This window comes from Eisenbergiella porci (genome assembly GCF_009696275.1).
Classification (GTDB): Bacteria; Bacillota; Clostridia; order Lachnospirales; family Lachnospiraceae; genus Eisenbergiella; species Eisenbergiella porci.
Map to the genome: position 1 here is coordinate 1 of NZ_VUMI01000045.1, position 22,926 is coordinate 22,926.

At 52.2% G+C, this 22,926-nt stretch carries 23 protein-coding genes and 1 pseudogene; 1 reads left to right on the top strand and 23 read right to left on the bottom strand.

What is annotated here, in order from left to right; translation table 11 throughout:
- Positions 1 to 127: 127 nt before the first annotated feature.
- The 23 genes and pseudogenes from FYJ45_RS21385 to FYJ45_RS21490 form a co-directional block, all read right to left on the bottom strand.
- Positions 128 to 2,281 (bottom strand): annotated as a pseudogene (locus FYJ45_RS21385) (VirB4-like conjugal transfer ATPase, CD1110 family); the annotation flags it as partial.
- On the bottom strand, positions 2,235 to 2,678 hold the full coding sequence (locus tag FYJ45_RS21390) for a PrgI family protein (protein ID WP_074661750.1): 444 nt from the start codon (positions 2,676 to 2,678) through the stop codon (positions 2,235 to 2,237). The gene FYJ45_RS21390 and the pseudogene FYJ45_RS21385, both read right to left, overlap by 47 nt.
- Before the next feature lie 18 nt (positions 2,679 to 2,696).
- Complete coding sequence (locus FYJ45_RS21395) at positions 2,697 to 3,563, bottom strand: VirB6/TrbL-like conjugal transfer protein, CD1112 family (RefSeq protein WP_074661567.1); 867 nt, start codon at positions 3,561 to 3,563, stop codon at positions 2,697 to 2,699.
- An 88-nt stretch (positions 3,564 to 3,651) separates the two neighbouring features.
- Positions 3,652 to 3,870, bottom strand: a complete 219-nt coding sequence (locus FYJ45_RS21400) for a Maff2 family mobile element protein (RefSeq protein ID WP_074661564.1) — start codon at positions 3,868 to 3,870, stop codon at positions 3,652 to 3,654.
- Positions 3,871 to 4,079: 209 nt separating this feature from the next.
- Positions 4,080 to 4,298: a Maff2 family mobile element protein gene (locus FYJ45_RS21405; RefSeq protein WP_074661559.1), complete on the bottom strand. Its 219-nt coding sequence runs from the start codon at positions 4,296 to 4,298 to the stop codon at positions 4,080 to 4,082.
- Positions 4,299 to 4,528: 230 nt separating this feature from the next.
- Positions 4,529 to 6,280 (bottom strand): VirD4-like conjugal transfer protein, CD1115 family, encoded by a 1,752-nt coding sequence (locus tag FYJ45_RS21410; RefSeq protein ID WP_154467154.1) that lies wholly within the window; start codon positions 6,278 to 6,280, stop codon positions 4,529 to 4,531.
- Positions 6,277 to 6,756 (bottom strand): PcfB family protein, encoded by a 480-nt coding sequence (locus FYJ45_RS21415; protein ID WP_154467155.1) that lies wholly within the window; start codon positions 6,754 to 6,756, stop codon positions 6,277 to 6,279. Before FYJ45_RS21415 ends, FYJ45_RS21410 begins: the two co-directional genes overlap by 4 nt.
- Positions 6,757 to 6,813: 57 nt before the next feature.
- Positions 6,814 to 7,371: a hypothetical protein gene (locus FYJ45_RS21420; protein ID WP_154467156.1), complete on the bottom strand. Its 558-nt coding sequence runs from the start codon at positions 7,369 to 7,371 to the stop codon at positions 6,814 to 6,816.
- Positions 7,368 to 8,270, bottom strand: coding sequence for a ParB/RepB/Spo0J family partition protein (locus tag FYJ45_RS21425; protein WP_235930936.1), 903 nt, complete (start codon positions 8,268 to 8,270; stop codon positions 7,368 to 7,370). Before FYJ45_RS21425 ends, FYJ45_RS21420 begins: the two co-directional genes overlap by 4 nt.
- Before the next feature lie 278 nt (positions 8,271 to 8,548).
- Positions 8,549 to 8,836, bottom strand: coding sequence for a recombinase family protein (locus FYJ45_RS21430; RefSeq protein WP_330588791.1), 288 nt, complete (start codon positions 8,834 to 8,836; stop codon positions 8,549 to 8,551).
- Positions 8,821 to 10,479, bottom strand: a complete 1,659-nt coding sequence (locus FYJ45_RS30980) for a recombinase family protein (RefSeq protein ID WP_276892435.1) — start codon at positions 10,477 to 10,479, stop codon at positions 8,821 to 8,823. Before FYJ45_RS30980 ends, FYJ45_RS21430 begins: the two co-directional genes overlap by 16 nt.
- Positions 10,480 to 10,482: 3 nt before the next feature.
- A complete protein-coding gene (locus tag FYJ45_RS32340) occupies positions 10,483 to 11,163 on the bottom strand; it encodes a recombinase zinc beta ribbon domain-containing protein (protein WP_330588792.1) in 681 nt (226 codons plus the stop codon).
- A 63-nt stretch (positions 11,164 to 11,226) separates the two neighbouring features.
- The gene (locus FYJ45_RS32345; protein WP_330588793.1) at positions 11,227 to 12,111 is read right to left on the bottom strand and encodes a recombinase family protein; all 885 of its coding nucleotides are present in this window, start codon (positions 12,109 to 12,111) and stop codon (positions 11,227 to 11,229) included.
- 122 nt (positions 12,112 to 12,233) lie between these two features.
- Positions 12,234 to 12,458: a DUF6870 family protein gene (locus FYJ45_RS21445; RefSeq protein ID WP_154467157.1), complete on the bottom strand. Its 225-nt coding sequence runs from the start codon at positions 12,456 to 12,458 to the stop codon at positions 12,234 to 12,236.
- 548 nt (positions 12,459 to 13,006) lie between these two features.
- Positions 13,007 to 13,432: an RNA polymerase sigma factor gene (locus FYJ45_RS21450; RefSeq protein WP_154467158.1), complete on the bottom strand. Its 426-nt coding sequence runs from the start codon at positions 13,430 to 13,432 to the stop codon at positions 13,007 to 13,009.
- A 450-nt stretch (positions 13,433 to 13,882) separates the two neighbouring features.
- Positions 13,883 to 16,150 (bottom strand): ABC transporter permease, encoded by a 2,268-nt coding sequence (locus tag FYJ45_RS21455; protein ID WP_154467159.1) that lies wholly within the window; start codon positions 16,148 to 16,150, stop codon positions 13,883 to 13,885.
- Positions 16,151 to 16,206: 56 nt separating this feature from the next.
- Positions 16,207 to 16,890, bottom strand: coding sequence for an ABC transporter ATP-binding protein (locus FYJ45_RS21460; protein ID WP_154467160.1), 684 nt, complete (start codon positions 16,888 to 16,890; stop codon positions 16,207 to 16,209).
- Positions 16,891 to 16,949: 59 nt separating this feature from the next.
- Positions 16,950 to 17,732, bottom strand: coding sequence for a transglycosylase domain-containing protein (locus FYJ45_RS21465; RefSeq protein ID WP_235930937.1), 783 nt, complete (start codon positions 17,730 to 17,732; stop codon positions 16,950 to 16,952).
- 41 nt (positions 17,733 to 17,773) lie between these two features.
- On the bottom strand, positions 17,774 to 19,591 hold the full coding sequence (locus FYJ45_RS21470; RefSeq protein ID WP_154467161.1) for an ABC transporter permease: 1,818 nt from the start codon (positions 19,589 to 19,591) through the stop codon (positions 17,774 to 17,776).
- Positions 19,588 to 20,271 (bottom strand): ABC transporter ATP-binding protein, encoded by a 684-nt coding sequence (locus tag FYJ45_RS21475; RefSeq protein WP_087221833.1) that lies wholly within the window; start codon positions 20,269 to 20,271, stop codon positions 19,588 to 19,590. Before FYJ45_RS21475 ends, FYJ45_RS21470 begins: the two co-directional genes overlap by 4 nt.
- A gap of 73 nt (positions 20,272 to 20,344) precedes the next feature.
- Positions 20,345 to 21,382, bottom strand: coding sequence for a sensor histidine kinase (locus FYJ45_RS21480; RefSeq protein WP_154467162.1), 1,038 nt, complete (start codon positions 21,380 to 21,382; stop codon positions 20,345 to 20,347).
- A complete protein-coding gene (locus tag FYJ45_RS21485) occupies positions 21,379 to 22,086 on the bottom strand; it encodes a response regulator transcription factor (RefSeq protein WP_154467163.1) in 708 nt (235 codons plus the stop codon). Before FYJ45_RS21485 ends, FYJ45_RS21480 begins: the two co-directional genes overlap by 4 nt.
- Complete coding sequence (locus FYJ45_RS21490; RefSeq protein WP_154467164.1) at positions 22,083 to 22,277, bottom strand: MerR family transcriptional regulator; 195 nt, start codon at positions 22,275 to 22,277, stop codon at positions 22,083 to 22,085. The genes FYJ45_RS21485 and FYJ45_RS21490 overlap by 4 nt, the downstream gene beginning before the upstream one ends.
- 169 nt (positions 22,278 to 22,446) lie before the next feature.
- Between FYJ45_RS21490 and FYJ45_RS21495 the strand changes: the two genes are divergently transcribed.
- Positions 22,447 to 22,803 carry a helix-turn-helix transcriptional regulator gene (locus FYJ45_RS21495; RefSeq protein WP_154467165.1) on the top strand — a complete coding sequence of 119 codons (357 nt, stop codon included), beginning with the start codon at positions 22,447 to 22,449 and terminating at the stop codon, positions 22,801 to 22,803.
- Positions 22,804 to 22,926 lie beyond the last annotated feature (123 nt).

The window sequence follows — 22,926 nt, forward strand, 5'->3', positions numbered from 1 at the left end:
ACCTATCGGGTTATCAGTTGTTGCTCATCCCTGCCGAGATAAGCCCGACGCTTTTAGCATCACATGGCCATAAGTCTATGAAGTATTACCCTCATAGCGTGATGTTTGTGCGTCAACGTGTCGCACCAAAGATGTTCTCCACTTCCCGGCTGGAGAGCAGGTCCTTCACATTCTGGGTGATGCCGGTGGGGATGCCTCCCCATTTGCGGAACCGTTTCCAAATCTCCACGGAGTAGGCCGCCGTCTGCTCCTCCTTCAGGAGCAGATGGAACTCGTCCATGAAATACCGGGTGGCCTTGCCCGCGCTGCGGTTCTGGGTCACGCGCCCCCACACCTGATCCTGCACCACCAGCATCCCGATCTTCTTCATCTGCTTGCCCAGGTCCTTGATGTCAAAGCAGACGATGCGGTTGGTGATGTCCACATTAGTGCGGTGGTTGAAGATGTTCAGGGAGCCGGTGACATAAATTTCAAGGGCGGTCGCCACATGGCGGGCCTCCTTCTCCTCCTGCTTTAAGAGCGCCTCGTAGAGGTCCTGCAAGAGGGGCATATTCTCCGGCCTGGGGTCCTCGAAATACTTCTGGTATATCTGGTGGACGCAGCGGTCGATGACCGTTTTCTCCACCGGCTGGAGGCCCTCCTTGCCGCCTACCACCAGCTCGCACAGGGAGAGGATGAAGTCGGCTTTCAGGGCCACGGGGTTGTCCTCCTCGGAGTAGTTCAGGTTGATGTCCATCGGGTTGACATACTGGCTGCTGGACGGGCTGATCCTGATGATCTGCCCGCCGAACCGCTCCACCAGCGGCGCGTACTCCGCCTCCGGGTCGCAGATGATGACATCATCGTCCGACACAAGGAAGGCGTTGGCGATCTCCCGCTTGGCGGCGAAGGACTTGCCGGAGCCGGGAGTGCCAAGGATCAGCCCGTTGGGGTTTTTAAGAGCCTTCCTGTCCACCATAATGAGGTTGTTGGAAAGGGCGTTCAGGCCGTAGTAGAGGGACTCCTTCCGGTCCTGAAACAGCTCCTGCGTGGTGAACGGGATGAAGATGGCGGTGGAGCTGGTGGTAAGGCCCCGCTGTATCTCGATGAGGTTCTGCGCCAGCGGCAGGGAGGACATCAGCCCCTGCTCCTGCTGGAAGTCCAGCCGCCGCAGGACGCAGTTGTGCTTCTGGGCGATGCTCTGGGACTGGAACACATTGGTCTCCAGCTCCTGCTCGGTGCGCCCGGTGTTCATCACCAGGAACGTCACCATGAACATCCGCTCGTTCTGGCTCTGCAATTCCTTCAGCAGCGCCTTGGCGTCCCTGCCGTAGGTGGCGAGGTCGGAGGGGATGATGTCGATGTCGTACCCGGCGCGGACGGCCTTCTTCTGTTCCTCGATCTTGCTGCGGTCCAGCTCCGTGATGGTGTGCTTCACCGTCTTGATGGCCTTGTTCTGGTCGATGGACTGGATGTGCATGGTGACGATCTGGCTGGAGTCGATGTCCAGGATGTCCGCCAGCATACGGTCGCTGATGTCCGAGGCCGTGATGGACAAAAACGACATGGCCCCGTACATATCCCCCGCCTGGAAGGTGCGCCGGCCGTTGAAGGCAAAGGCGGCGGGTGCGATGAAGTCCTTCACGGAAAGCCCGGACTCCACCAGCCACTTCCACTCGAAGGCGAAGGGGTCACGGTCCCCCATGTGGAACATGGAGTGCATCAGGCGCAGGCGCTCCTTCCCGTTCAGCACAGCGGCGGTCACGCCGATGCGCTTGAAGTTGTTGAGCAGGTCCGTCTCCACATGGTCCAGCCGGGGCTTCGCCTGCCGCATGGAGGCCGCCTCGATGCCGAAGGTCAGGTACTTCGCCTTTGTCAGGCCGTTGTTGCCCCTGGCAAGCTGGCTTTTCAGCATCTGGCTGTACTCCGCCCGGACGCTGTCAAAGGCGTCCCCCGCAGGCGGGATGCGGACGGACTTCTCGAAGCTCTCCGCGTCGGTCGCCATGTTCATGAAGGACAGCTCAAAGTGGATGGAACTGTCGAAGAAGTTGAGGAAGCTGCACCACTCCTCGAAGATGGCCGTCTTGTCCTCCTGCTGGGCCAGCTGGTAGTTGATGTCGTTGAACTGGACGGTCTTGGTGTAGTAGTTGTCCGTCACACGGCAGATGCCGTCCGGGAACATCCTCTGGAACGGGATGGACTGCTGGGCGGTGCGGGGAGTGCCGTCATCCCTGCGGGCCTTCTCGATGATGGCCCTAATCTGTTTTTTCTCCGCTTTTGTCAGGCTTGCGGGGAGAGCGATCGGCTCCGCTTTCCCGCGCCCGCCTTTCTGCGTTTTGAACAATGGCCTGTACCTCCTTTTCCACTTGGTCCTGCCGCATGAGGGCAGAGTAATAGTTGTTGGTCGCATAGGGACGGACCTTCGGGCGGATGAACTTCGCCTGGATGAAATGCCGCGCCACCGCCTCCAGCGGCTGGCCGTCCTTCTCGTACATGGCGAGGAAGAACAGCGGGAGCATGAGGACGATCATCCCCATGACGGCGAGGCTGGTGTTGCCGGAGCGTTTCATCAGGAAGAACGCAGGGACGCCGATGAGCGCCGCCGCGCCGAAGCAGACGAGCTGCCGCTTCGTCAGCCCAAAGAACACCTTGGTCTTTACCCGCGTCAGGTCGCGGGGGATGGAAATATACGCTGCCATGATGACCTCCTTTCCCGGTCAATGGGCGTTCAGTACGCTTCGGGCAAGGCCCCCGGTCTTGAACAGGGTGAACACCAGCAGGACCGTGTACCCCACCACGCCCCAGAGGGAGCCGACTATATCCGAAGTGAACGAGATGGACTGTATCAGCACAGCGTAGATGCCGACACAGATGATGATGAGGAAGCCCTGGAAGCCCAGGGCGAACAGGGAGCGGAGGTAGTTCTGCCCGGTCTGGCTCTGTTCCCGGTTCCCGAAGGTAGAGAGCGGGATGGGCGCGAGGCTTGTCATCAAATACACCTCTATCATACGGCCGTAGACGATGACGAAGATCACGATGGAGAGTATCCAGAGGGTGAGCTGTATCACAAAGCTCATCAGGTAGATGCCCAAAAGCGTACCCACGCCGTAGGTCGAGAGCGTGGCCTCCATCGCGGCGATGGCCTCATCGCTGACCGATGTGGACGCGCCGATGATGCCCCCGCTCTGGGAGATCACGCTCTGGCAGACATCAAAGACCGCCATCACGATGTTGAAGCAGTTGGAGATGAGCGTGACAGCCACGAAGGTCTTGAATATCCACTTGAAGATGATCCATGTCTCGAAGTTCGAGAGGTTGTTATGCTCAATGATGAGCTGGATCAGCTCGTAACAGGCAATGAAGGTGAGGATCAGCCCCGCTATGGGGATGATGACGGTCTCCGATACGCTGCGTATCATGGAGAAGATGCCAGGGGAGAAGCTCGCCGGGGTCATGCCCACATCCATGGCGATCTCCCCCACGCGGGAGTTGACCGAATCGAAAACACCTGTGAGGTTGCCCATGATCCCGCTGATCAGAAGCTCTTTGAGCCATTCCGCGATTGCGTCAAGAATACTGCCCAAATCAAATACCTTGTCCTTTCATCTGGTGGGGCAGGGCGGCAGGGCGCCGCCCCGCCCTGGTTACAGCGGGCCTTGTCCTGCCTCCGTGTCAGGCGGTGAACAGCCCGGAGAGCAGGGGGACCAAGGTGATACCGATGAGGGCGACGCCTCCGCCCGCCATCAACTGTTTCATGCCCTGGCTCTTGGCTCCGGGGTTGTCGTTGCCGTAGCCCTCCAGAAGGTTGATCGCGCCCCACACGCCGAGGCCGGCGCCCAGCGCCACAACGAGGGTCTGCAGCACATTGATCGCACTGTTGAAAAATGCCATATTTTTGTCCTCCTTAAAGTCGGTGGGCGGGAGATGCCCCCGCCCGGAAACAGGTCTGCTTGGTTACGAAAACACGGGATTCCCCCGGTTTTATGCGGCTTTCCCAGTCTGGCCCGCTGAATGGATGCCTGCCATTGTAAGGGTGGGGGCAGCTCCATTTCCGGCAGGCCAGGGGGAGAACCGCCGCCCTTATGGGCGGGATGCCAGCGTCAGGCGGTGAACAGGCCGGAGAGCAGGGGAACGAGGGTGATGCCGATGAGGGCGACGCCTCCGCCCGCCATCAACTGCTTCATGCCCTGGCTCTTGGCTCCGGGGTTGTCGTTGCCGTAGCCCTCCAGAAGGTTGATCGCGCCCCACACGCCGAGGCCGGCGCCCAGCGCCACAACGAGGGTCTGCAAAACACCGATCGCACTGTTGAAAAATGCCATAACTTTGTCCTCCTTCAAGACAGTGGGCGGAGCCTTTGCCCCGCCCGGTTCGTGGAATGGTTTTGATGGTGCAAAAGGGCGCCCGCCGTCCCGCACAGTCAGCCCGCCTGTTGGATGCCTGCCGTAAGGTGAGTGGGGGCAGCTTCATTACAGGCGGGCGCTGTTCCGTGCAGGGAGGGAACGCCCGGACATGGAAAAAGCCCCGCAGAGGGGGCTTTACGGCGTGACGCTCATCCGTCCGCGTCGATCACTTCAAATTCGTCCTTCGCCCGCAGCTTCAGCCGGTGGTCCAGGAACTTCTCGATGTCGAAGCGGTTCTTCTCGTCACAGTCCGCCGTGTACTGGAAATTGGGGTGCTTCGTCAAGTCGTACTTGTCCGACAAAAACGGCCTCACGCCCCGGATCTGGAGGATGCACTTGCCGCCGTCCAGCACCGCCAGCTCGTCCACGCTGGCAAGCTCATGGCCCGTCCGCTGGTAGTTCACGCTGTGGGACTCCTGGCTGCCCTTGCTCACCCCGGTGTTGAACATATCTATGGTCTCCTTGCCCAGGGCGGCGGAAAGCTCCTTCAAGGTGGTCGGCTCACTGCCGCCGAGGAAGATGCGGGTGTCCATGTTGCCGATGATGGTGTCGGCGTTGTCCTTGTAGATCGCCTTTAGCTGGCTCTGCGCCTGCAAGACCAGGCAGGCCGATATTTCCCGGCTTCGGATGGTCGCCACCAGCTTCTCCAGGTTCGGTATCTGCCCGATGTTGGCGCACTCGTCAATGAGGCAGCGCACATGGACCGGGAGCCGCCCGTGGTACTGGTCGTCCGCCTTCTCGCACAGCAGGTTGAAAAGCTGGGTGTAGATCATGCTGATGAGGAAATTGAAGGTGCTGTCCGTGTCGCTCATGATGAGGAACAGGGCGGTCTTCCGGTCCCCCAGGGTGTCCAGCTCCAGCTCGTCATACCGGGTGATCTCCCGCAGTTCGGCGATGTCAAAGGGAGCCAGCCGAGCGCCGCAGGAGATGAGGATGGATTTTGCTGTCTTGCCGGCCGCCAGCTTATAGAGCCGGTATTGGCGGACAGCGAAGTGGTCCGGCTCTTTCTTTTCCAGCGCCTCAAACATCTGGTCGATAGGGTTCTGGAACGTCTCATCGTCCTCCCGGACTTCCATAGCGTTCAGGAAGGTGATGAGCGTCCCGAAGTTCTGCTCCTCCACGGGCGCGATATAGTGGATATAGGCGATGAGCGCCGTGTAAAGGAGCTTCTCGGCTTTCTCCCAGAACTGGTCCCCGCCCTTGCCCTCGCCCTGCGTGTTCACCATCAGCGTTGTCACCAGCTTCAGGATGTCCTTCTCCGAGTGGATATAGGCGAAGGGGTTGTAGTGCATCGACTTCTTGAAATTGATCGTGTTAAAAATCTTGATGCGGTACTTGTTCCGCACCAGGACGGCCCCGCATTCCTCGACGATCCCCCCTTTTGGATCAGTGATGACATACGAACTATGGCACTGTAAAAGGTTGGGCTTGAGCCAGAACCTGGTCTTGCCGCTACCGGAGCCGCCAACGATCAGCACGTTCTTGTTCCGGGCGGTCTTGGGGTCCTTGGGACGGCTGTTCATGGTGAGGCTCTCCGTCCGTGTCAGGATGACATTGTTCTCAAACACGGGGTCCGCGAACGGCTCGATGTCCTTCGGGCCGCCCCATCTGGCGCTCCCGTATTCCTCCCCGTGGCGGTATTTCTTGGCGTTCTTGCTCCGCACATACACCACCAGCCGGAACGCCGCGCCGATGGCAAGCCCGATGCACAGGTCGAAGGGGTGGAAGCTGGGCATGGGGTTCCCCCACGCCGTACCCATCGAGGTGAAAAAGCCGAGGAGCTTTGTGGAGATGTCCGTACCCTCCGCGATACGCCACGCTTCCCCGATATTGGAGCAGAACAGCCCGATGATGGCATAGGGGATGTTCAGGATGATGAGTTTCTTTGTTTTCTGGTTCATCGCTCACGCTCCTGGTTCTTCTCCCGCACCTTGGAGGGGATGGACTTGGCAAGCTCCTTCAGGTGCGCCAGGGCTTTCAGGACGCTGGGCCGCTTCTCTTTCTGGGACAGCTTCACGGAATACTCCTTGAAGGCGGCGGTCAGCACATCGGCGTCCTTTGCCTTGAAGAACACCATAAAGCGGGGCGGCTCCTGGGACACATCCTTTCGGATGGCATAGTCCACGCCGTACTTGTTCAGCACCCGCTCAAAGTCCTTGATGCCGCTCTTTGCGATGTCGATCTGCTGCGCCCCCTGGTCCTTGCGGATCAGCTTCTCCACGGTCATCTTTCCGTGGTCGCCCTCCGCCGCCCTGCCGGCCTTCACCCGCGCCCGGTGCTGGCAGTATTTTCGGAACGCCGCCACCAGTGTCCGCCCGGTCAGCTTGCTGGTGCTTATCATCAGGTTTACGGTCCTGTTCTCTACTTCCTCCTGCAAATCTCATTCCCCCTTTCTGCGGAAACGGCACTGGCACTGGAGGTATGCGCCGGGGTCTCAGATGTGGAACGCCGGGAAGTCCTTCCCATCGGCGTAGAGGGTCACGGTATGGTCGGCAAAGTAGACCACGGCGGCGATCACATCCTCCGCAGAGAGGGAAACGCCGTCCCCGTCCTCATCGTACTTGTAGACGATCACGGGGCCGAGCAGATACCGCTCCCTGCCCAGGTTCAGGACGCGACGCCCGTCAAAGACGATAGCCAGCCCCGCCACATCCAGGGCATCGTCCGACACGACCTCCAGGCAGTCGTACTTGCCTTTGCTCTCGATCTCGTCCCAGCACTGGGTCTCCTGCATGACCTCCGGGGTCTTGTCCGGGCGCATCACCATCACGATGGAGTCCGCCTCGGCCTCCGTGACGGCGGCCTCCTCCGCCGCGTCGTGCAGATAGTCCTCCAGGGAGTCCACCAGCTTTTTGTAGCCGGGCCTGTCCGCCCTGTCGGGCATGGACAGGTTGATGTTCACATCACCGTTGAAGTGAAAGTGGATACTGTTCATAAGCGTAAAACTCCTTTTTTTCATAAAAAATGCGCCCCGCAAAAGGGGGCGTGTCACCGCTGCTGGTCCCGCTGCCGCCGCCTCTGCCACTGCTCCAGCAGGCGGAGGATGGTATCGCTCATCTGCCTGGGCGTGTAGGACTTGGGGAAGAACTTCTGGAGGTCGCTGGTCCTGAAAGCGATCTGCCCCAGGTCGTCCTTCTTCACCTCGTCCATGATGCTGCACATATCGTCCAGGGTGCAGCCGCTCTCCTGGCTCTTTTTCTTCATGCGCTGGGCCTGCGACACAGAGGGTGCGGCCTGGGCGTAGTCCATCGCCTCCAGGAAGTTCCGCTGTTCCTCCGGCTTCAGGTAGGACAGCTCCACGGCGGGCGTCATGGAGATTTTCTTCTCGTCCACCATATCCAGGATTTCGGGGATCAGTTCTGTCAGGCGGATAAAGCGGCGCACAGAGTCCTTGCTCGTACCGGCTTGTTCCGCGATGATGTCCCTGGATTTTTTCCCGTCCAACTTGTGCGCGTCTTGCTCACAAGTTAGGTCGGTCCGGCTCCCCTGATGCTTCAAAGCCTCCAGCTTCATCTTGTAGGCTTTTGCCCTCTCGCTGGGCAGGATGTTCTCCCGCTGGAGGTTGGAGTCCACCATCATGATGACGGCGGCGTCATCGTCCAGTTCCCGGACAATGACGGGGATGGTGTCCAGCCCTGCCAGTTCTGCGGCGTGGTGGCGGCGGTGGCCGGAGATGATCTCATACCCGCCGTCCTGGTCCGGGCGCACGATGAGGGGATTGGCAACGCCCATCTGCCGGATGCTCTCTACGGTCTCCGCCATAGCATCGTCATCCAGCACCTTGAAGGGATGCCCTTCAAAGGGGTGCAGTTGGGAGAGGGGCATCCGCTGGACGGTCTCCGTCACGGCCTCAGCCGGTGCCTCCGCCTCTTTTTTCTTTGCTCTTGGCATTTGTGTTCACCTCGCTTTCTCAATGTGGGTTTATGGGAAAAAGAAAAAAGGCGTGTACCCCAGCCCCCCAGCGGGGCAGGATACACGCCTATGTACCAGTCTGCGGACGCAAAAAAAGAGCGGATACCGACCGCTGGATTTCTCCAACGGCGATACCCGCTCTATGAAGTCTTGCTTTGTTTGATTGTGGGCGTTCTACCCTCCTTGCGCCGCCCTGCGCTCTTGTTATCCTCTGTTTTGGGTCAAAAAACAGAACCAACACCACAAAACCCGCATTTTTAGGGGCTTTCTGCGTTTAGTTCTAAAATAACACAATCATCTTTTACGATGATGCAGTCGATCTTATTGGCCCGCACCATCTCAATCAGCTCCTGGACTTTGGGTCGCTCAAAGTTTGTCCCGCTATACCCGTTGTCGATAAATTCAAGGACTTCTGCATGGGCGGACTCCGGCATGGAAGAAACAAATTCGTTCAGCGCAAGGTGCTGGTTTTCAATGCTCATACTGTCGTATTTATAATCCTCCAAGGAAAGGCGGATATAAAGGGCAATCACATATTTCTGCACTGGCTCAGCACCTCCTCACAATGTTCAAATTCACTTTGGAAACGGAAACGAACCGTAATCCGCTTTTCTCTTGAGACCTCTATACGGTCAATCAGGCGGTCAATCAGGGCTGCCGTCAGATGGCGATCTTCCTTGATATGCTGTGCATCCTGGGACAGCATTTTGTACTGTTCCAGCTGCTTGGCGATGATTGCAAGCCCTGCTTTCAGCTGTTCGATTTCCTTGCTGATGGCCTCGATTTTGGCTTCGTACTTCTCTTTGAAGGTAAAATACTCGTCTTTTGACAGATGGTTCTGGATCAGGCCCTCATACAATCCGCGCTGGTAGGTACGCAGCTGCTGGATTTCCTGTTTTCGGCTGGAAATTTTAGCCTGTATGTTTTTCTGCTCTTCGGCTTCTTTGGTGAGGTTTTCCAGGCCGAGAGAGTATTGCCCCAGCGTGGTATCGAGTTGTTCCTGTATCATATCGGCCAAGGCATCCAGCAGCTCTTTTTCAAAGATAAAAGCACCAGGACAAACGCCCTTTTTGATACGGTTATTGCTGATACAGTGATAGACATATACCTCCTGTGATTTTCTGCGGACGCATTTTTGCCGATGAAGGCTATGACCACAGTGGGCGCAGAAGATCTTGCCTCTCAAAAGATTAGGAGACCAGGAATGTATCTCCCTGTCTTTTGCCTGCTGTGCAGCCTGGTCCAATGCTTTCTGAACAGCGGCAAACAGCTCCCGGCTGATGATGGCTTCATGGGTGCCGCGTACTGTTGTCCATTCATCGGCGCTGGCTCTGACCTGCTTGTGGTCAATGATTTTAGATACCCCTTGCACCAGATCTCCGGTATAAACCTCTGCGCGGAGAATTTTGGCAACGGTGCGGGTTTGCCAATGCCCATTGCCCACCAGATTCTCATGGGTGATCTCTCCCAAGGTTCTCTTGTAGTGGCTGGGAGAGAGATACCCAGCCTCGTTCAAGCGTACCGCGATAGTGTTTAATCCTGCGCCCTCGGCGGCCCATTGAAACATGGTTTTGACTACCTCGGCAGCCACCGGGTCAACAATCAGCTTGTGGCAGTCATTAGGAGCTTTCAAATATCCATAGGGTGTACGCCCGCCAACATACTTGCCTTCTTTCATGGCCTGCCGCTGCTGGGCTTTGATTTTTCTGGCAATATCCATCGCATAGGCTTCGTTAATCATGTTCCGCAGCGGGATGATGATCCCATCGTGGGCATTGTCCGGGGAAGAAGAATCGTAGCGGTCATTCACGGCAATAAACCGGACTTTCTGCGTAGGAAAGTAACGCTCAATGTAGTAGCCGGTGTCTATGACATTTCGCCCAAGGCGGGAGAGGTCTTTTACAATGACACAGTTGATAAGACCCGCTTCAATATCGGAGAGCATCTGCTGGAAGCCGGGACGGTGGAAGTTCGTACCCGTTGCGCCATTGTCAATGTAGGTCTGTACCACAATAATCTCCGGGTTCTGCTCCAGATACCGGGCGATAATCAGCTGCTGGGTTTCAATAGAGGCGGTGTGAGTATGCTTATCCTCAACGGAAAGCCGCACATAAACTCCGGCGCGGCAAGAGGTATCTATCTCCGGTGCAGGAAGCACCACAGCTTCTTTTCTGCTTTTTCTTGCCACAAATCATCCCACCTTTCTTTGGCTTGTTTGCTCTGCCAGTTGAATTAGCTGGATTGCTTTCTGGTATTCATCCTGATATGTAAAGGTGATCTCCAGTTCCTTTTTCCCAATCACCTTGATGCTCTGTATCATGTGAACCACAGCTTTGCGGTCCAGGGTCTCCATCGTAGAAAACTGTGTGAAGTGAGAAATCCAGCGGTTCCGTTCACTCCGGTTCTCCAGAACATCAGCCAGCTTTTCCTTTAAGACTCGGATACTCTCTTTTGCATTTTCTGCAATTCTCGTGTATCTGGCCTTATAGTCGGTATATTCCTCTTTGCTGATGGTGCCGGTAATCAGGCTTTCATACAGTCGGGCCTTAAATTCAAGCGCCTGTTCCACCTGTTGCTCATTGGCGGCGATGTGGGAGGCGTATTCATTGGCAAGCGCCTGATTGATACTGCTCTGGTCGATACCGTCCAGGATAGCTTGCAGACAGCTCACATTGTCGATGTAGCCTTTTAGACTGTCCTTGACGCACTCTACAAGATCGCTTTCCTTGAGCATTACCGGATTGGCGCAGCCATGCTTTTTCCCAGTGGGACAATAATAATAGTGGTATTCCTTGTCTTTAGCCCGGTTCGTTTTCCGCGTCATGCGGCTCCCACAGCACCCGCAGATTAAGACACCGGAAAACAGATACACCGTATCCTGCTTGGGAGAAGTCCGGGTATCCAATCTGCGGATACGCTGGACAAGTTCAAAATCCTACTTGGCAATCAGCGGCTCATGGGCGTCAGGAACGCGAATCCATTCAGAGGATGGCCGCTGCTCCATCTGCTTGATTTTGTAGTGTGGCGTGCCTTGCTTCCCCTGTACCAATGTGCCGATGTAGGTTTCATCCCGCAAAATACGAATAATCGTTGTAGCAGACCACTTGCAATCCTCTTTGTCGGCATAGCCGTGTTTGGCATAGGGAAAACCATTATTTTTCTTATAGGCCAGGGGGGAGAGGATGCCCATTTCGTTCAGCACGGTGGCGATCCGCAGGGCGCTTGTCCCATCCAGGCGCATACGGAAGATGTCCCGGACAACGCGGGAAGCATACGGGTCAGGTACAAGCAGATTTTTGTTTTCCTCGGATTTCATATAGCCGTAAACGGGAAAGGCTCCAACAAAATCTCCGTTACGCCGCTTTATATCCAAAGAGGTACGGGTCTTGATGGAAATGTCCCGGCAGTAGGCTTCGTTCATAATGTTCTTGACGGATACGGTCAGATCGTCACCGCTGCCTTCATGGGCGGTGTCGATGTTATCCGTGATGGCAATAAAACGGACCCCATAAGTGGGGAACACCCGGCGCAGATAGCGTCCGGTTTCAATGTACTCTCGTCCCAGGCGGGAGAGGTCCTTTACAATGACGCAGTTGATCTTGCCATCGGTGATGTCCTGCATCATTTCCTTAAACGCCGGACGGTCAAAAATGATACCGCTATAACCATCGTCGTTTTTTTCGGATACGATTTGAATGTCCGGGTTTCGTTCAATAAAGTTCTCAATCAGCTTTCGCTGGTTGGTAACGCTGTCGCTCTCGCTGGAGCGATCATCGGTGTATGACAGACGAATGTAAGCTGTCGCCTGATATTTTGGCATGAAAAAGCACTCCTTTCCTCCCGGAAGCTCCCGCAAGAAAAGAGTGGATTTTGAGGTTTTCAGTTTTCATCCTTTTCCATGCACATCGTAACACACTTTTGAAAAAAGAGCGAGGATGTCGATTACCTTAAAATCCCTTGCAGGCATTCCTCTAATGTGACCCCGTTGCTGGCAAATGCGGCGTTTACTACAAAATCGCCGCAGCGAAAGCGATAGGGGTTTTTGATTTGGTGAAGAAAGGCCGCTATCCGTTCCTCTTTGGGAAGGTCTTTGTCTACCGTGACTTCACGGATGTCAACCAATTCATCGGTTGTCGTTTTTGGCCAGCATTGCGTCAACTGGCTCATAAGGGTTCTCCTTTCTTTGAAGTCGGTTTCAAAATCACATGAATGAGCTGGCAACCGGAGCTGCCAGCTCATGGTATCTGACTTTGAAAAGAAAGGACTGCACCCAAATAATGCCTTGTTGTTGCTAACAGCAAATGGACACAGCCTTTCAGATTATTTCCGTTGCTTTCGTCACATTTGCCACGCGCCCCTGACGATAGGGACATTCCTGGTCTCCGCTGGCGCGGCTGTCATAACTCCGCAGCGTCGTTTTACTCGTGCGCCGCAGGGTTCCCCTCCAAGTCTTTAGGAGGCCGTGAGGAAGTATCTTTAAGCCCCCATGCAGTCATCGCGCCCCGAAATGCCGCTTTCGGGTATCAGGCTGGCGTAGATCGCTCGGAACAGTCCTGTTCATCACCTCCTGGGCTGTCCATCTTCGCGGCGCGCCTGATTCGCTCGTACATGGGTTATGTACCGGAAATGCCGTCTATTCAGTTGTCAATGTACCAATGAAGGTGATAAGTTGTCCTTCTAATGGTAGTGAAGAAAACGGCGACATTTTGGCCATGTTAATTAAAGTTTTTGAAATTTTTTCCCAGGCATTTCAAACCGCGCTTTATGCTCTTATACACCCAGCTGAGATCAACATCTTCCGCCTGGGCGATTTCCTTGACGGTCATGCCCAAGTAGAACCGGGCATAAATCCACTTGGCCTGCTTGTCCGGCAACTCCATCACCGCAGCGTAGAGCTGATCGCGCAGCTGCCTGTCCTCCAGGATTTCTTCCGGGGTCGGCGGGTGCTGCACAATGGCCTTCTCAATGCCATTATCGCAGTCCAAGGAGTAGTGCGCTTTGTAGTTATACATCTGGCGCAGGTAGCGTGCTTCCGCTCGTTTGTCGGCCAGGAACACAGCTTGTACTTCGTCGGTTACTTCCAGATAAGTGTCCGTTTTATAAATATCGGGATATAGTTCCCGAAGATTGATTTTCTGCATTATGTACCTCCATTTCGGTTCACGGGTCTAGTTGACGAGTGAGCCGAAATGGGGCGGAGAACGGCACCGGCATAATTCGGGGCTATTCCACAAAAATCGACAAGCAAAAACGCCAGTCTCCCGAAGTGAGAAACTGGCGTCAAGCTCATTTTTCTTGTGGCTACCGATTAACCGGCATGATGATGCCGGTGGAGGAGTAGAAAGAGCCGAGGCGTAAGCAAGGCTTTTTTTGATGAACTACATATTACTGCTCTCACGGCGGCTCCCTCCCTGGGCCGCCGGTCCTGGTATCACTCTCCTTCAGGCATGAAGAAAGCGGCGGCCTTGATCGTTCAAAGCCGCCGCTGGTCGTTTGGGCGTGTCAAAGGGCTGCTGCGCGACGGCTTTTTTTCTTTTGCCGTCGCCCGGCAGATTAAAGAAACATTATTGACAAGAATTTATGTTGAGCCATTACAACTCATTGATGGTTTCGGTGATTGCCATGCTCTGCATACGTTTGGCAGGGCCATGGACTGCAACGATACATGAAAACATAACCAGCAAGATTATAATTCCAATAGTGCTGAATGGGATATTCCAAAAACCACCAAAATGACTAATGACAATCTTCACATAAATCAAATAGTGAAGTATCAACCCAAGTGCAGTTTCGGCAATTGTGCCGCAAGCAGCGTATGTTACTGCCTCTGCCGTTATCATCTTTGTAACCTGCCTGCTTTCCATCCCGACAGCACGCATTGCACCGTATTGCTTCACCTTTGCAGACACACTCATTGAAATGCTGTTCATAATATTCAACACGGTTATCAGAGAAATGATTGCCAGGAAACCGTATGCCGCAATTCGGAATACCCAGTAGGAGCCAGAAACTTCGTTCTTTTCTTCCCTGTCATCGAAAAATTGATATCCATCAGACAAATCACGAATCTGCTCTACTTCCGATTCGGAAATATCACTTTTTGTTATTACGCTCACTGTAGCATAATCCTGCTCCCCTGTTAGATTCCGATAGGTTTCTTCTGAACACACCACAACGGTCGCGCCGCTGACGCTCCCAACTCCTTCGGATGCAACACATGCTACTTCAACCTCGTTATTTCCAATCTTTATTTTATCCCCCACATTCAGATGTCCGGCATCATTATAGACCGCCATCACGTAATCAGAATCCCCATAAACACTTGATAAATCTCCACTTATCATTGACCCTTTGAAGCTGTCCAGCATAAAATCCCCATAAGAAAACAGGTCAATCTTCCCTGCGTTGCCGTTAATTTCAACAGGATAATCTATATCAAACATCATGCCAAAAGTAGACTCTACACCTGATATTTCTGAAATATCTTCTAACAACCTTCTATCTATGGAATTTGATTCGTCTTCGCTCGCAATCGTAATATCCGGCGTGAAATCACTCACTGACGGAAGCAATTTATGCACAACATCAAGGCAGGCGGAAAAAGCCAAGAACAGTACGATTGTAAGGGCAAAGGAGCCTGTCATCAGAAACAGGTTTTTCTTAGACGCTGTCGCATGGTGGATTCCAAGGGAGGTTTCTACTTTAAAAAGCTTCGTATTTGCCGCATGGACCACTTTTTTCGATGATTCTGAATTTCCGGATACGGCTGCTACCGGGGAAACTTTTGCTGCATGTTTTGCAGGGGACTGCGCCGCAATAAATACCGTAACTACGCCCACAACAGCTCCGCAAAGAATGCCGCTTATGCTTACCGAAAAAAGAGGCATATCCACCCATTCTCCTTTTACAAAGAACCGCAATACCGCACATGCTATCCAACAAGTTACCGTCCCTAATGCACATCCAATCGGGATAGCGGTTTTGCACCAGTTCAATGCCTCAAGCCTTACAAGCCGTACAATCTGCTGTTTGCTTGCCCCAACACACCGCATCATTCCAAAAAACTTTGTCCGCTGCGCCACATTACTGTTCATGCAACCTGAGATCATTAAAACACCGGCAATCAATATGATTACAAAACAAGTAATTGCCAGAGGATAAAGATCGCTTACCCTTTCATCGGTGCTGGCTCCCAGCAAACTTAAAACTGCCGTGTTCTCCTTAACATTTTCATCCGTAAGGTTATATTGCTCTTTCATTTCAGCAATCGTTTTCTTCAAGCCCTTCTCTTTCTCGAACCGGATATAAAACTGAGACGATGCTTCCACGCCATTCAAGCTGCGTACTTCATCAAATGCCTCTCTGTTCATGTACACGCAGCTACCTTCAATGATGTCGTTAAACTCTGTATCATCCTCATAAAATCCAGAAACGGTGTATTCAAGAACCCCCGCAGGCGTATTTAAGGCAATCCTGTCCTTCACCTTAATTCCAAAAAGCTCTTTTGCGTCAGCACTGAGCGCAACTTCTTTCCCACTCTGAGGATAAGCACCTTCCGTTGGATAATTCATAATGTCTGTAACGTATGCTTCCTCAGCGCCATATAAAACCGCATTTTTGCCATTTATATAATAGCCCTGATCAGCATCACCATTGATCACATCATACCATGAGAAAACCCCAACATTAGCATTTCCGCAAATCTGTTCTGCTTTATCTTCCGGTACATTTTGAAGGGCAATGTGCCAGTTCCCATGATTATGGCGCATTGCAGTTGTCTGCCCTTCCGTCCACATTTCCGGCATGGAAAAAATTGCAGTTACGAGGAAGACAGCAAGAATAATACAAATTCGTGTCATCCGGCTCTACCGTCTGTGTACCTTTGCCGAAATCGGGATAAGGCTTAAATAGCTCTTCATTCACTGCACCTCCCCATGTCAGTCAGCACGCCATCCGACACCCGCAGGATGCGGTCAGCAGTCTGAGCGATGCTCTGGCTGTGCGTAATCATCACGATGGTCTGCTCATACAGCCGGGAGGCTTCTTTCAGCAGGGCAATCACTTCGCTGGTATTCTGGGTGTCCAGGTTGCCGGTGGGTTCATCAGCCAGGATCAGAGCCGGGCGGGAAATCAGCGCACGGCCAATCGCCACACGTTGCTGCTGGCCGCCGGAAAGCTGGCTGGGCAGATGGTTGCGCCGTTCTTTCAAGCCCAGCACCGTCAGCAGTTCTTCCAGATACTTTTTGTTGGGCTTTTGGTAGTCCAGCAACACCGGGAAGATAATGTTTTGCTCCACCGTCAGCTCTGGGATCAGGTTGAAACTCTGGAAAATGAAGCCGATATTCCGCCGCCGGAATACCGTCAGGTTGCGTTCCTTCATCGAGAAAATATCCTTGCCGTCGATGAACACTTTTCCAGAAGTGGGGGTATCCAGCGCGCCGATCATGTTCAGCAGCGTACTTTTACCGGAGCCAGACTCACCGACAATCGCAACGAACTCACCCTTGGGAACGGAGAAAGTCGCCTGTTTCAAAGCGTGGACCGTAGCTTCGCCGGTCCCGTATGTTTTAGAGATATTCTTGACCTCTAACAAATTCATATCAGATTACACCTCTTTCTGTCTTGGTATAGAAAGAGTAGCACGTCAACCCTACTGCATTATGACAGCGACCCTACAATTTTGTAGGAATTACAATTAAAAAACAGCGGCCTTGATGAAACCATCAAGGTCGCTGCCTGTATAGCTGAATTATTTGAAAATTGATGTGCCTGATCTTCGGTGATATAGCCGTATTTTACCATTTGTCTAACCACATATTTCTGCCGTTGCTCCGCCAAGGCCGGGTTTTCTGTTAAGGAGTACACAGAGGGGGCATTGGGAATACCCGCCATAAGGGTACACTCATAATTCGTCATCTCAATGGGCGCTTTATTCAAATATCCTTTACAAGCGTCACCAATGCCGTAATAGCCATCCCCAAAATATATGGAATTGACATACAGCTCCAGGATTTCGTCTTTCGTGTAGGTGTGTTCCAACTGGAACGCCACAAACATTTCTGCCACCTTACGAATAAAGCTCTTTTCCTGCGTAAAATACATATTTTTGGCAAGCTGCTGCGTAATTGTGCTGCCGCCTTCCCGCAGGCTCCAGGTGGTCAGATTATTCCATGCAGCCCGACCTATGGCAATCAGATCAATTCCAAAATGCTGTTCAAAACGGTGATCCTCAACGGCTACAACGGCATTCAGATACATTTTGGGAAGTTCTGATAACTCCGTATAGCTCGAATCAGACTGGATTTCCTCTACTTTGCTTTCAAGACTTTGCTGGGTCAGCGCCGCCTGATACATCTGATAACCACGGCCAATCAATACGCAACCCGCCATAACCGCAACGGCTGCTACAAGGAGCAACAACCGCAAAATGGTTTTTCTCATGGCACGTTTTTTCCTGTGTTTGTACCGGCTCATAATTCCTGTCACAGTTCGTTGATGGTTTCCGTCACCGAGATTGTCCGCATTCGTTTGGCCGGAGAATATGCGGCAAGCACCGCCGCAGCAATGACAAACAGTACGATGACGGCCAGCGATCCGATAGGCAAAGTCCAGGACGCATACGGAAATTGATCCGTGATAAGGAAGTCGTAGATTACTTTACTGAAAGGCAGACCAACCGCACAGCCGATGATACAGCCCCAAAAGGCATAGGTAAATGCTTCAGCCAGAATCATTTTGGAAAGCTGGCGGCCATCCATGCCTACTGCCCGCATAGAGCCATATTGCCTAATACGGGCCGATACGCTCATGGAGATGCTGTTCACGATGTTCAACACAGTAACCAGCGTGATAATGCCAAGGAAAGCATAGACGCAGGCAACAAAGGCAAAATAAGTGCCAGATGTGCGTTCATCCCGCTTATCGTTCATGGTATAACCACTTTCCTCCACGATTTCACGAATGGCGGCTACATCTTCATCCGTTGCGTCGGAAGTAGTCTGAATCATAATAAGCGAATAATCGGTGATACCCGTTAGCCGAGTAAATGTCTCGTCAGATGTAATCAGAGTGATCTTGCCACCTGTGAGACCATCCCCGCTGAATGGGTCATATTTCAACAGCCCGGCAATCGTGATCTGCTCGTCCCCTATGAGAATGGTATCTCCCACGGCCCAGGGACTATTCTGATCCCAAGTTGCAAGGACAAACTCGCTGTCACCATAAACCTCTGACAAGTCGCTTCCCCAGCGGAGTGTACCGTCTTTTTGGAGAGCCTTCAGGTCAAAATCGTCAAAGGAAACCAAATCCAAAGTGCTGGAAAGGGTCGTGTCACCATCCAGACCGGCAGCCACGTCGAAGCTGCTTCTGCGACCATAGACTTGTTTCACGCCCTCCATTGCTGAAAGCGTCTGTACCAAATCGCTGTCAATGGAATTGCCTCCGTCACTACTTGAAATATCAATATCAGAGGTGGCAGCCGATTGCGGCATCAGGTGATCGACAAAATCAATTAGAACAGAAAAGCTCAAAAACAGAATGATACTCAAAGCAAAGGAGCCAGTCATCAAAAACAGGTTTTTCTTTGCGGCCACAGCATGGTGAATACCCAGCGCCGTTTCAATCCTGAGAAAAATTGTATGGACAGCGTGATGACCTGCTTTTGCTTTTTCGGAATTTCCAGAAACTGCCGCAACGGGAGAAACCCTTGCAGCGTGTTTGGCTGGGGTTCTCGCCGCCAATAGGACAGTAATCACACCCACCAAAATACCGCTGACAATTCCAATGCCACTGATACCAAACAGCGGAATGTTTGAAAATTCTTCCCCAACAAGAAATCGTAGAGCAGCACATAATACCCAGGAAGTTAAAATCCCAAGGACAAGACCAATGGGAACGGCGGTTTTACACCAATTTAAGGCTTCCAAGCGGACAAAGCGGATAATCTGCTGCTTACTCATACCGATACAGCGCATCATGCCAAAGAACTGGGTGCGCTGCGCCACACTGCTGTTAATGCTGCTGGAAATCATCAATACCCCGGCAATCAGAACCAGCAGAAACATTCCAGCCGCCGTAATCATCAATGTCTGCCCCATTGCGGTGTCCATTAGACTGTCGATAAGCGAAAACTCCCCATGCTTATCTGACAGTCTGGATTGTTCCATCCGAGCGCCCATTTCCGCCATGCTGAAAATAGCCGTGACCATAAACACGGCGAAAATGATGCAGAGCAGCGTCATGCGGTTTTGCCGCCGGTGAACCCTTGCTGAAATCGGGATCAGGCTTAAATAACTTCTCATTCCCGGCACCTCCCAAAATCAGTCACCACGCCATCCGACACCCGCAGGATGCGGTCAGCGGTCTGAGCGATGCTCTGGCTGTGCGTAATCATCACGATGGTCTGCTCATACAGCCGGGAGGCTTCTTTCAGCAGGGCAATCACTTCGCTGGTATTCTGGGTGTCCAGGTTGCCGGTGGGTTCATCGGCCAGGATCAGAGCCGGGCGGGTAATCAGCGCACGGCCAATCGCCACACGCTGCTGCTGGCCGCCGGAAAGCTGGCTGGGCAGATGGTTGCGCCGTTCTTTCAAGCCCAGCACCGTCAGCAGTTCTTCCAGATACTTTTTGTTGGGCTTTTGGTAGTCCAGCAGCACCGGGAAGATAATATTTTGCTCCACCGTCAGCTCTGGGATCAGGTTGAAACTCTGGAAGATGAAGCCGATGTTCCGCCGCCGGAATACCGTCAGGTTGCGTTCCTTCATCGAGAAAATATCCTTGCCGTCGATGAACACTTTTCCAGAAGTGGGGGTATCCAGCGCGCCGATCATGTTCAGCAGCGTACTTTTACCGGAGCCAGACTCACCGACAATCGCAACGAACTCGCCCTTTGGGACGGAGAAAGTCGCCTGTTTCAAAGCGTGGACCGTAGCTTCGCCGGTCCCGTATGTTTTAGAGATATTCTTGACCTCTAACAAATTCATATCAGATTACACCTCTTTCTGTCTTGGTATAGAAAGAGTAGCACGTCAACCCTACTGCATTATGACAGGAACCCTACAATTTTGTAGGAATCAAAAAGTTGATCGTAAAGGTTGTTCCAACCCCAAGTGTGCTATCCACCTCAATCGTTCCATTGTGTGCTTCTATAATGGCCTTTGCCAGCGGCAGGCCCAACCCGATCCCTTGCGTATCTTTTGAAAACCGGCTGCGGTAAAACCGCTTGAAAATGTGGGGCAGATCTTCCGGGTGAATGCCGCTGCCATTATCGCTTACAATGATCTGAATGACAGACGCAAAGGCTCTCCATGAAATGGAGATTGTTGCACCTGGCTTTGTATGGTCGATGGCATTCTTCACCAAGTTGCTGACTGCCTCTACTAACCAGGTTTGGTCGCAGAAAAGGGTGATTTCGTCATCGCCAGAGAGTATGAGCGATTTTTCCTGTTGCTGTACTTGATAGGCAAAATGCTTTTTAACATACTCCATCATATCTGCAATATACTGGCGAGATTTTTCCAGAGTGATCGTCCCTGCATCCAGCTTGGTGATTTTCAAAAGATTTTGCACAAGATTTTCAATCCGATCCAATTCCTGCTCAGAGAGTGAGGCAAATTTCCTCAGTTCCGGGTTATCGTTCACTTCCTGTTGTATCAGGCCATTATAAATGTTAAGCGCAGCAAGAGGCGTCTTTAACTGATGGGAAATATCGGAGATGGTATTCTTCATAAAGGTTTTGTCGCGGCCTTCGTTCTCAGCATGAGCGTTCAAAATTGCAACCAGGGAATTGACCTCATGGAACAGCCGGTATAAGTCGCCTTCATCATCACACTCGATACGTGCATTTCTGTTGCCTGCAATGTATTCCCGAATTTGCTCTATGGCTTCATTCATAACTTTGCTTTGTTCTCGAAAATACAAATACAGGGCGATAAGAACAAACAGTATCATCAGCACGGCGGCTACTGACACATAAAGGACTATATTCTCCAAATCCAGAATAATAAAGATAATTGCAGTTGCGGTGAATACTGCCATTATCAGTAATAGACACAGAAAAAGGCAGTTGATTTTTCGATTGACCAGTATTTTCATAACACACCCCTATCTGTTTCGTTCCATTTGTATCCCATGCGGCGAACCGTCACAATTTTTTGAGGATCGGCAGGATTATCTTCGATTTTCGTGCGAAGCCGCCGGATATATACAGTCAGGGTGTTATTATCAATGTATTTTTCATCACAATCCCATAGTTTACCCAAAATCTGTTCAGGTGAAAGAACGATATTGGGGTTTTCCATGAATAGGCACAGCAGCTTATATTCGCTGGCGGTCAAGCTAACTGCAACACCGTTTTTAGTAACTTCCTGTTTGAGAAGCTGAACCTCTATGCCATTCGATTTCAATGAAGTGTTGTTGTCTTGTGCCTGATTATAATTTTCGCTGCGACGGAGAAGGGCATTGACCCTCGAAAGAAAAACAGCCAGCTTGAACGGTTTAGTAATATAGTCATCACCGCCAATATCGAGGCCCATAATAATATTTGTTTCCTCGTCGGCAGCAGTCAAAAACATAATCGGGACTTTAGAAGATGCCCGGATTTTTTGGCAAAGATCGAAACCGGAACCATCCGGCAAAGTTACATCCAAAACCGCCAAATCATAATTGCCGTTTGCCCATAGTTGTTTCGCCTCCGCGATTGTACGAGCAATCGTCAACTCATATCCTTGCTTTTGAATTGCGAATGACAATCCATTGATTAAACTTAAATCATCTTCTACAAAGAAAATGTGCTTCATTTGACTTCACCCTCCTTACTGCGAGTGCTTTTATATCTTTTGTCAGCTGGTTTTTGAGAATCTTTGGGTATCAGCCAGACAGTTCCCATTTTTACTGCGCCGGGGATGCGCCCATCGGTACAATAGTAATTTACCTGTCGAACTGAAACTTTCCATTTTTCACTTGCCTCTTTGAGCATCATGTAATCCATCTTCACACCTCCAGCAATCTATTCTATTATATTTCTATCGCTCGAAGAATACAAGCCTACAACCATGCTCCCAAAGAGAAAATCGGTATAATCGTACTGGTAAACCGGAATGATAAGGTTATTCCTCAAATCAAACCGGAACGATACAATATTATTGAGGTGAACGATAATGCCGATTGATGATTTGGCTGCCTTGGGGGAGGCACTCCGCGCAGCAAGAAAAGAAAAAAATCTGACGCAGGAACAGTTGGCTGATGAAGCCCATGTTTCTACCAAACAGATTGCCGATATTGAGAAAGCAAGGAGAAATCCTTCTTATCTAATCTTGAAAGCATTGGCAAAGGTGGTTCATCTTTCTCTGGACTCGCTTATGTACCCGGACCTCACGTCGGACGAAGCAGGACAGAATGAGATGAAGCTGCTGTATATGAACTGTCCGCCGGAGATGCGAGAAACCTTATTGCACCACACGCGAGGATTTACCGAGGAGCTAAAGGAACTTTCCAAGAAACTTGAAACAAAGTAGGCCAGTGAGCGAAATTTGAAGGTTTCGTCACTGGCTTATTTTATTCCTGCGGGAAAGAGGCAAGCAATGCCGGTGTTAATACACACCGACCCGCAGAGCGCAAAATCCCTCCGTGATTTTCCC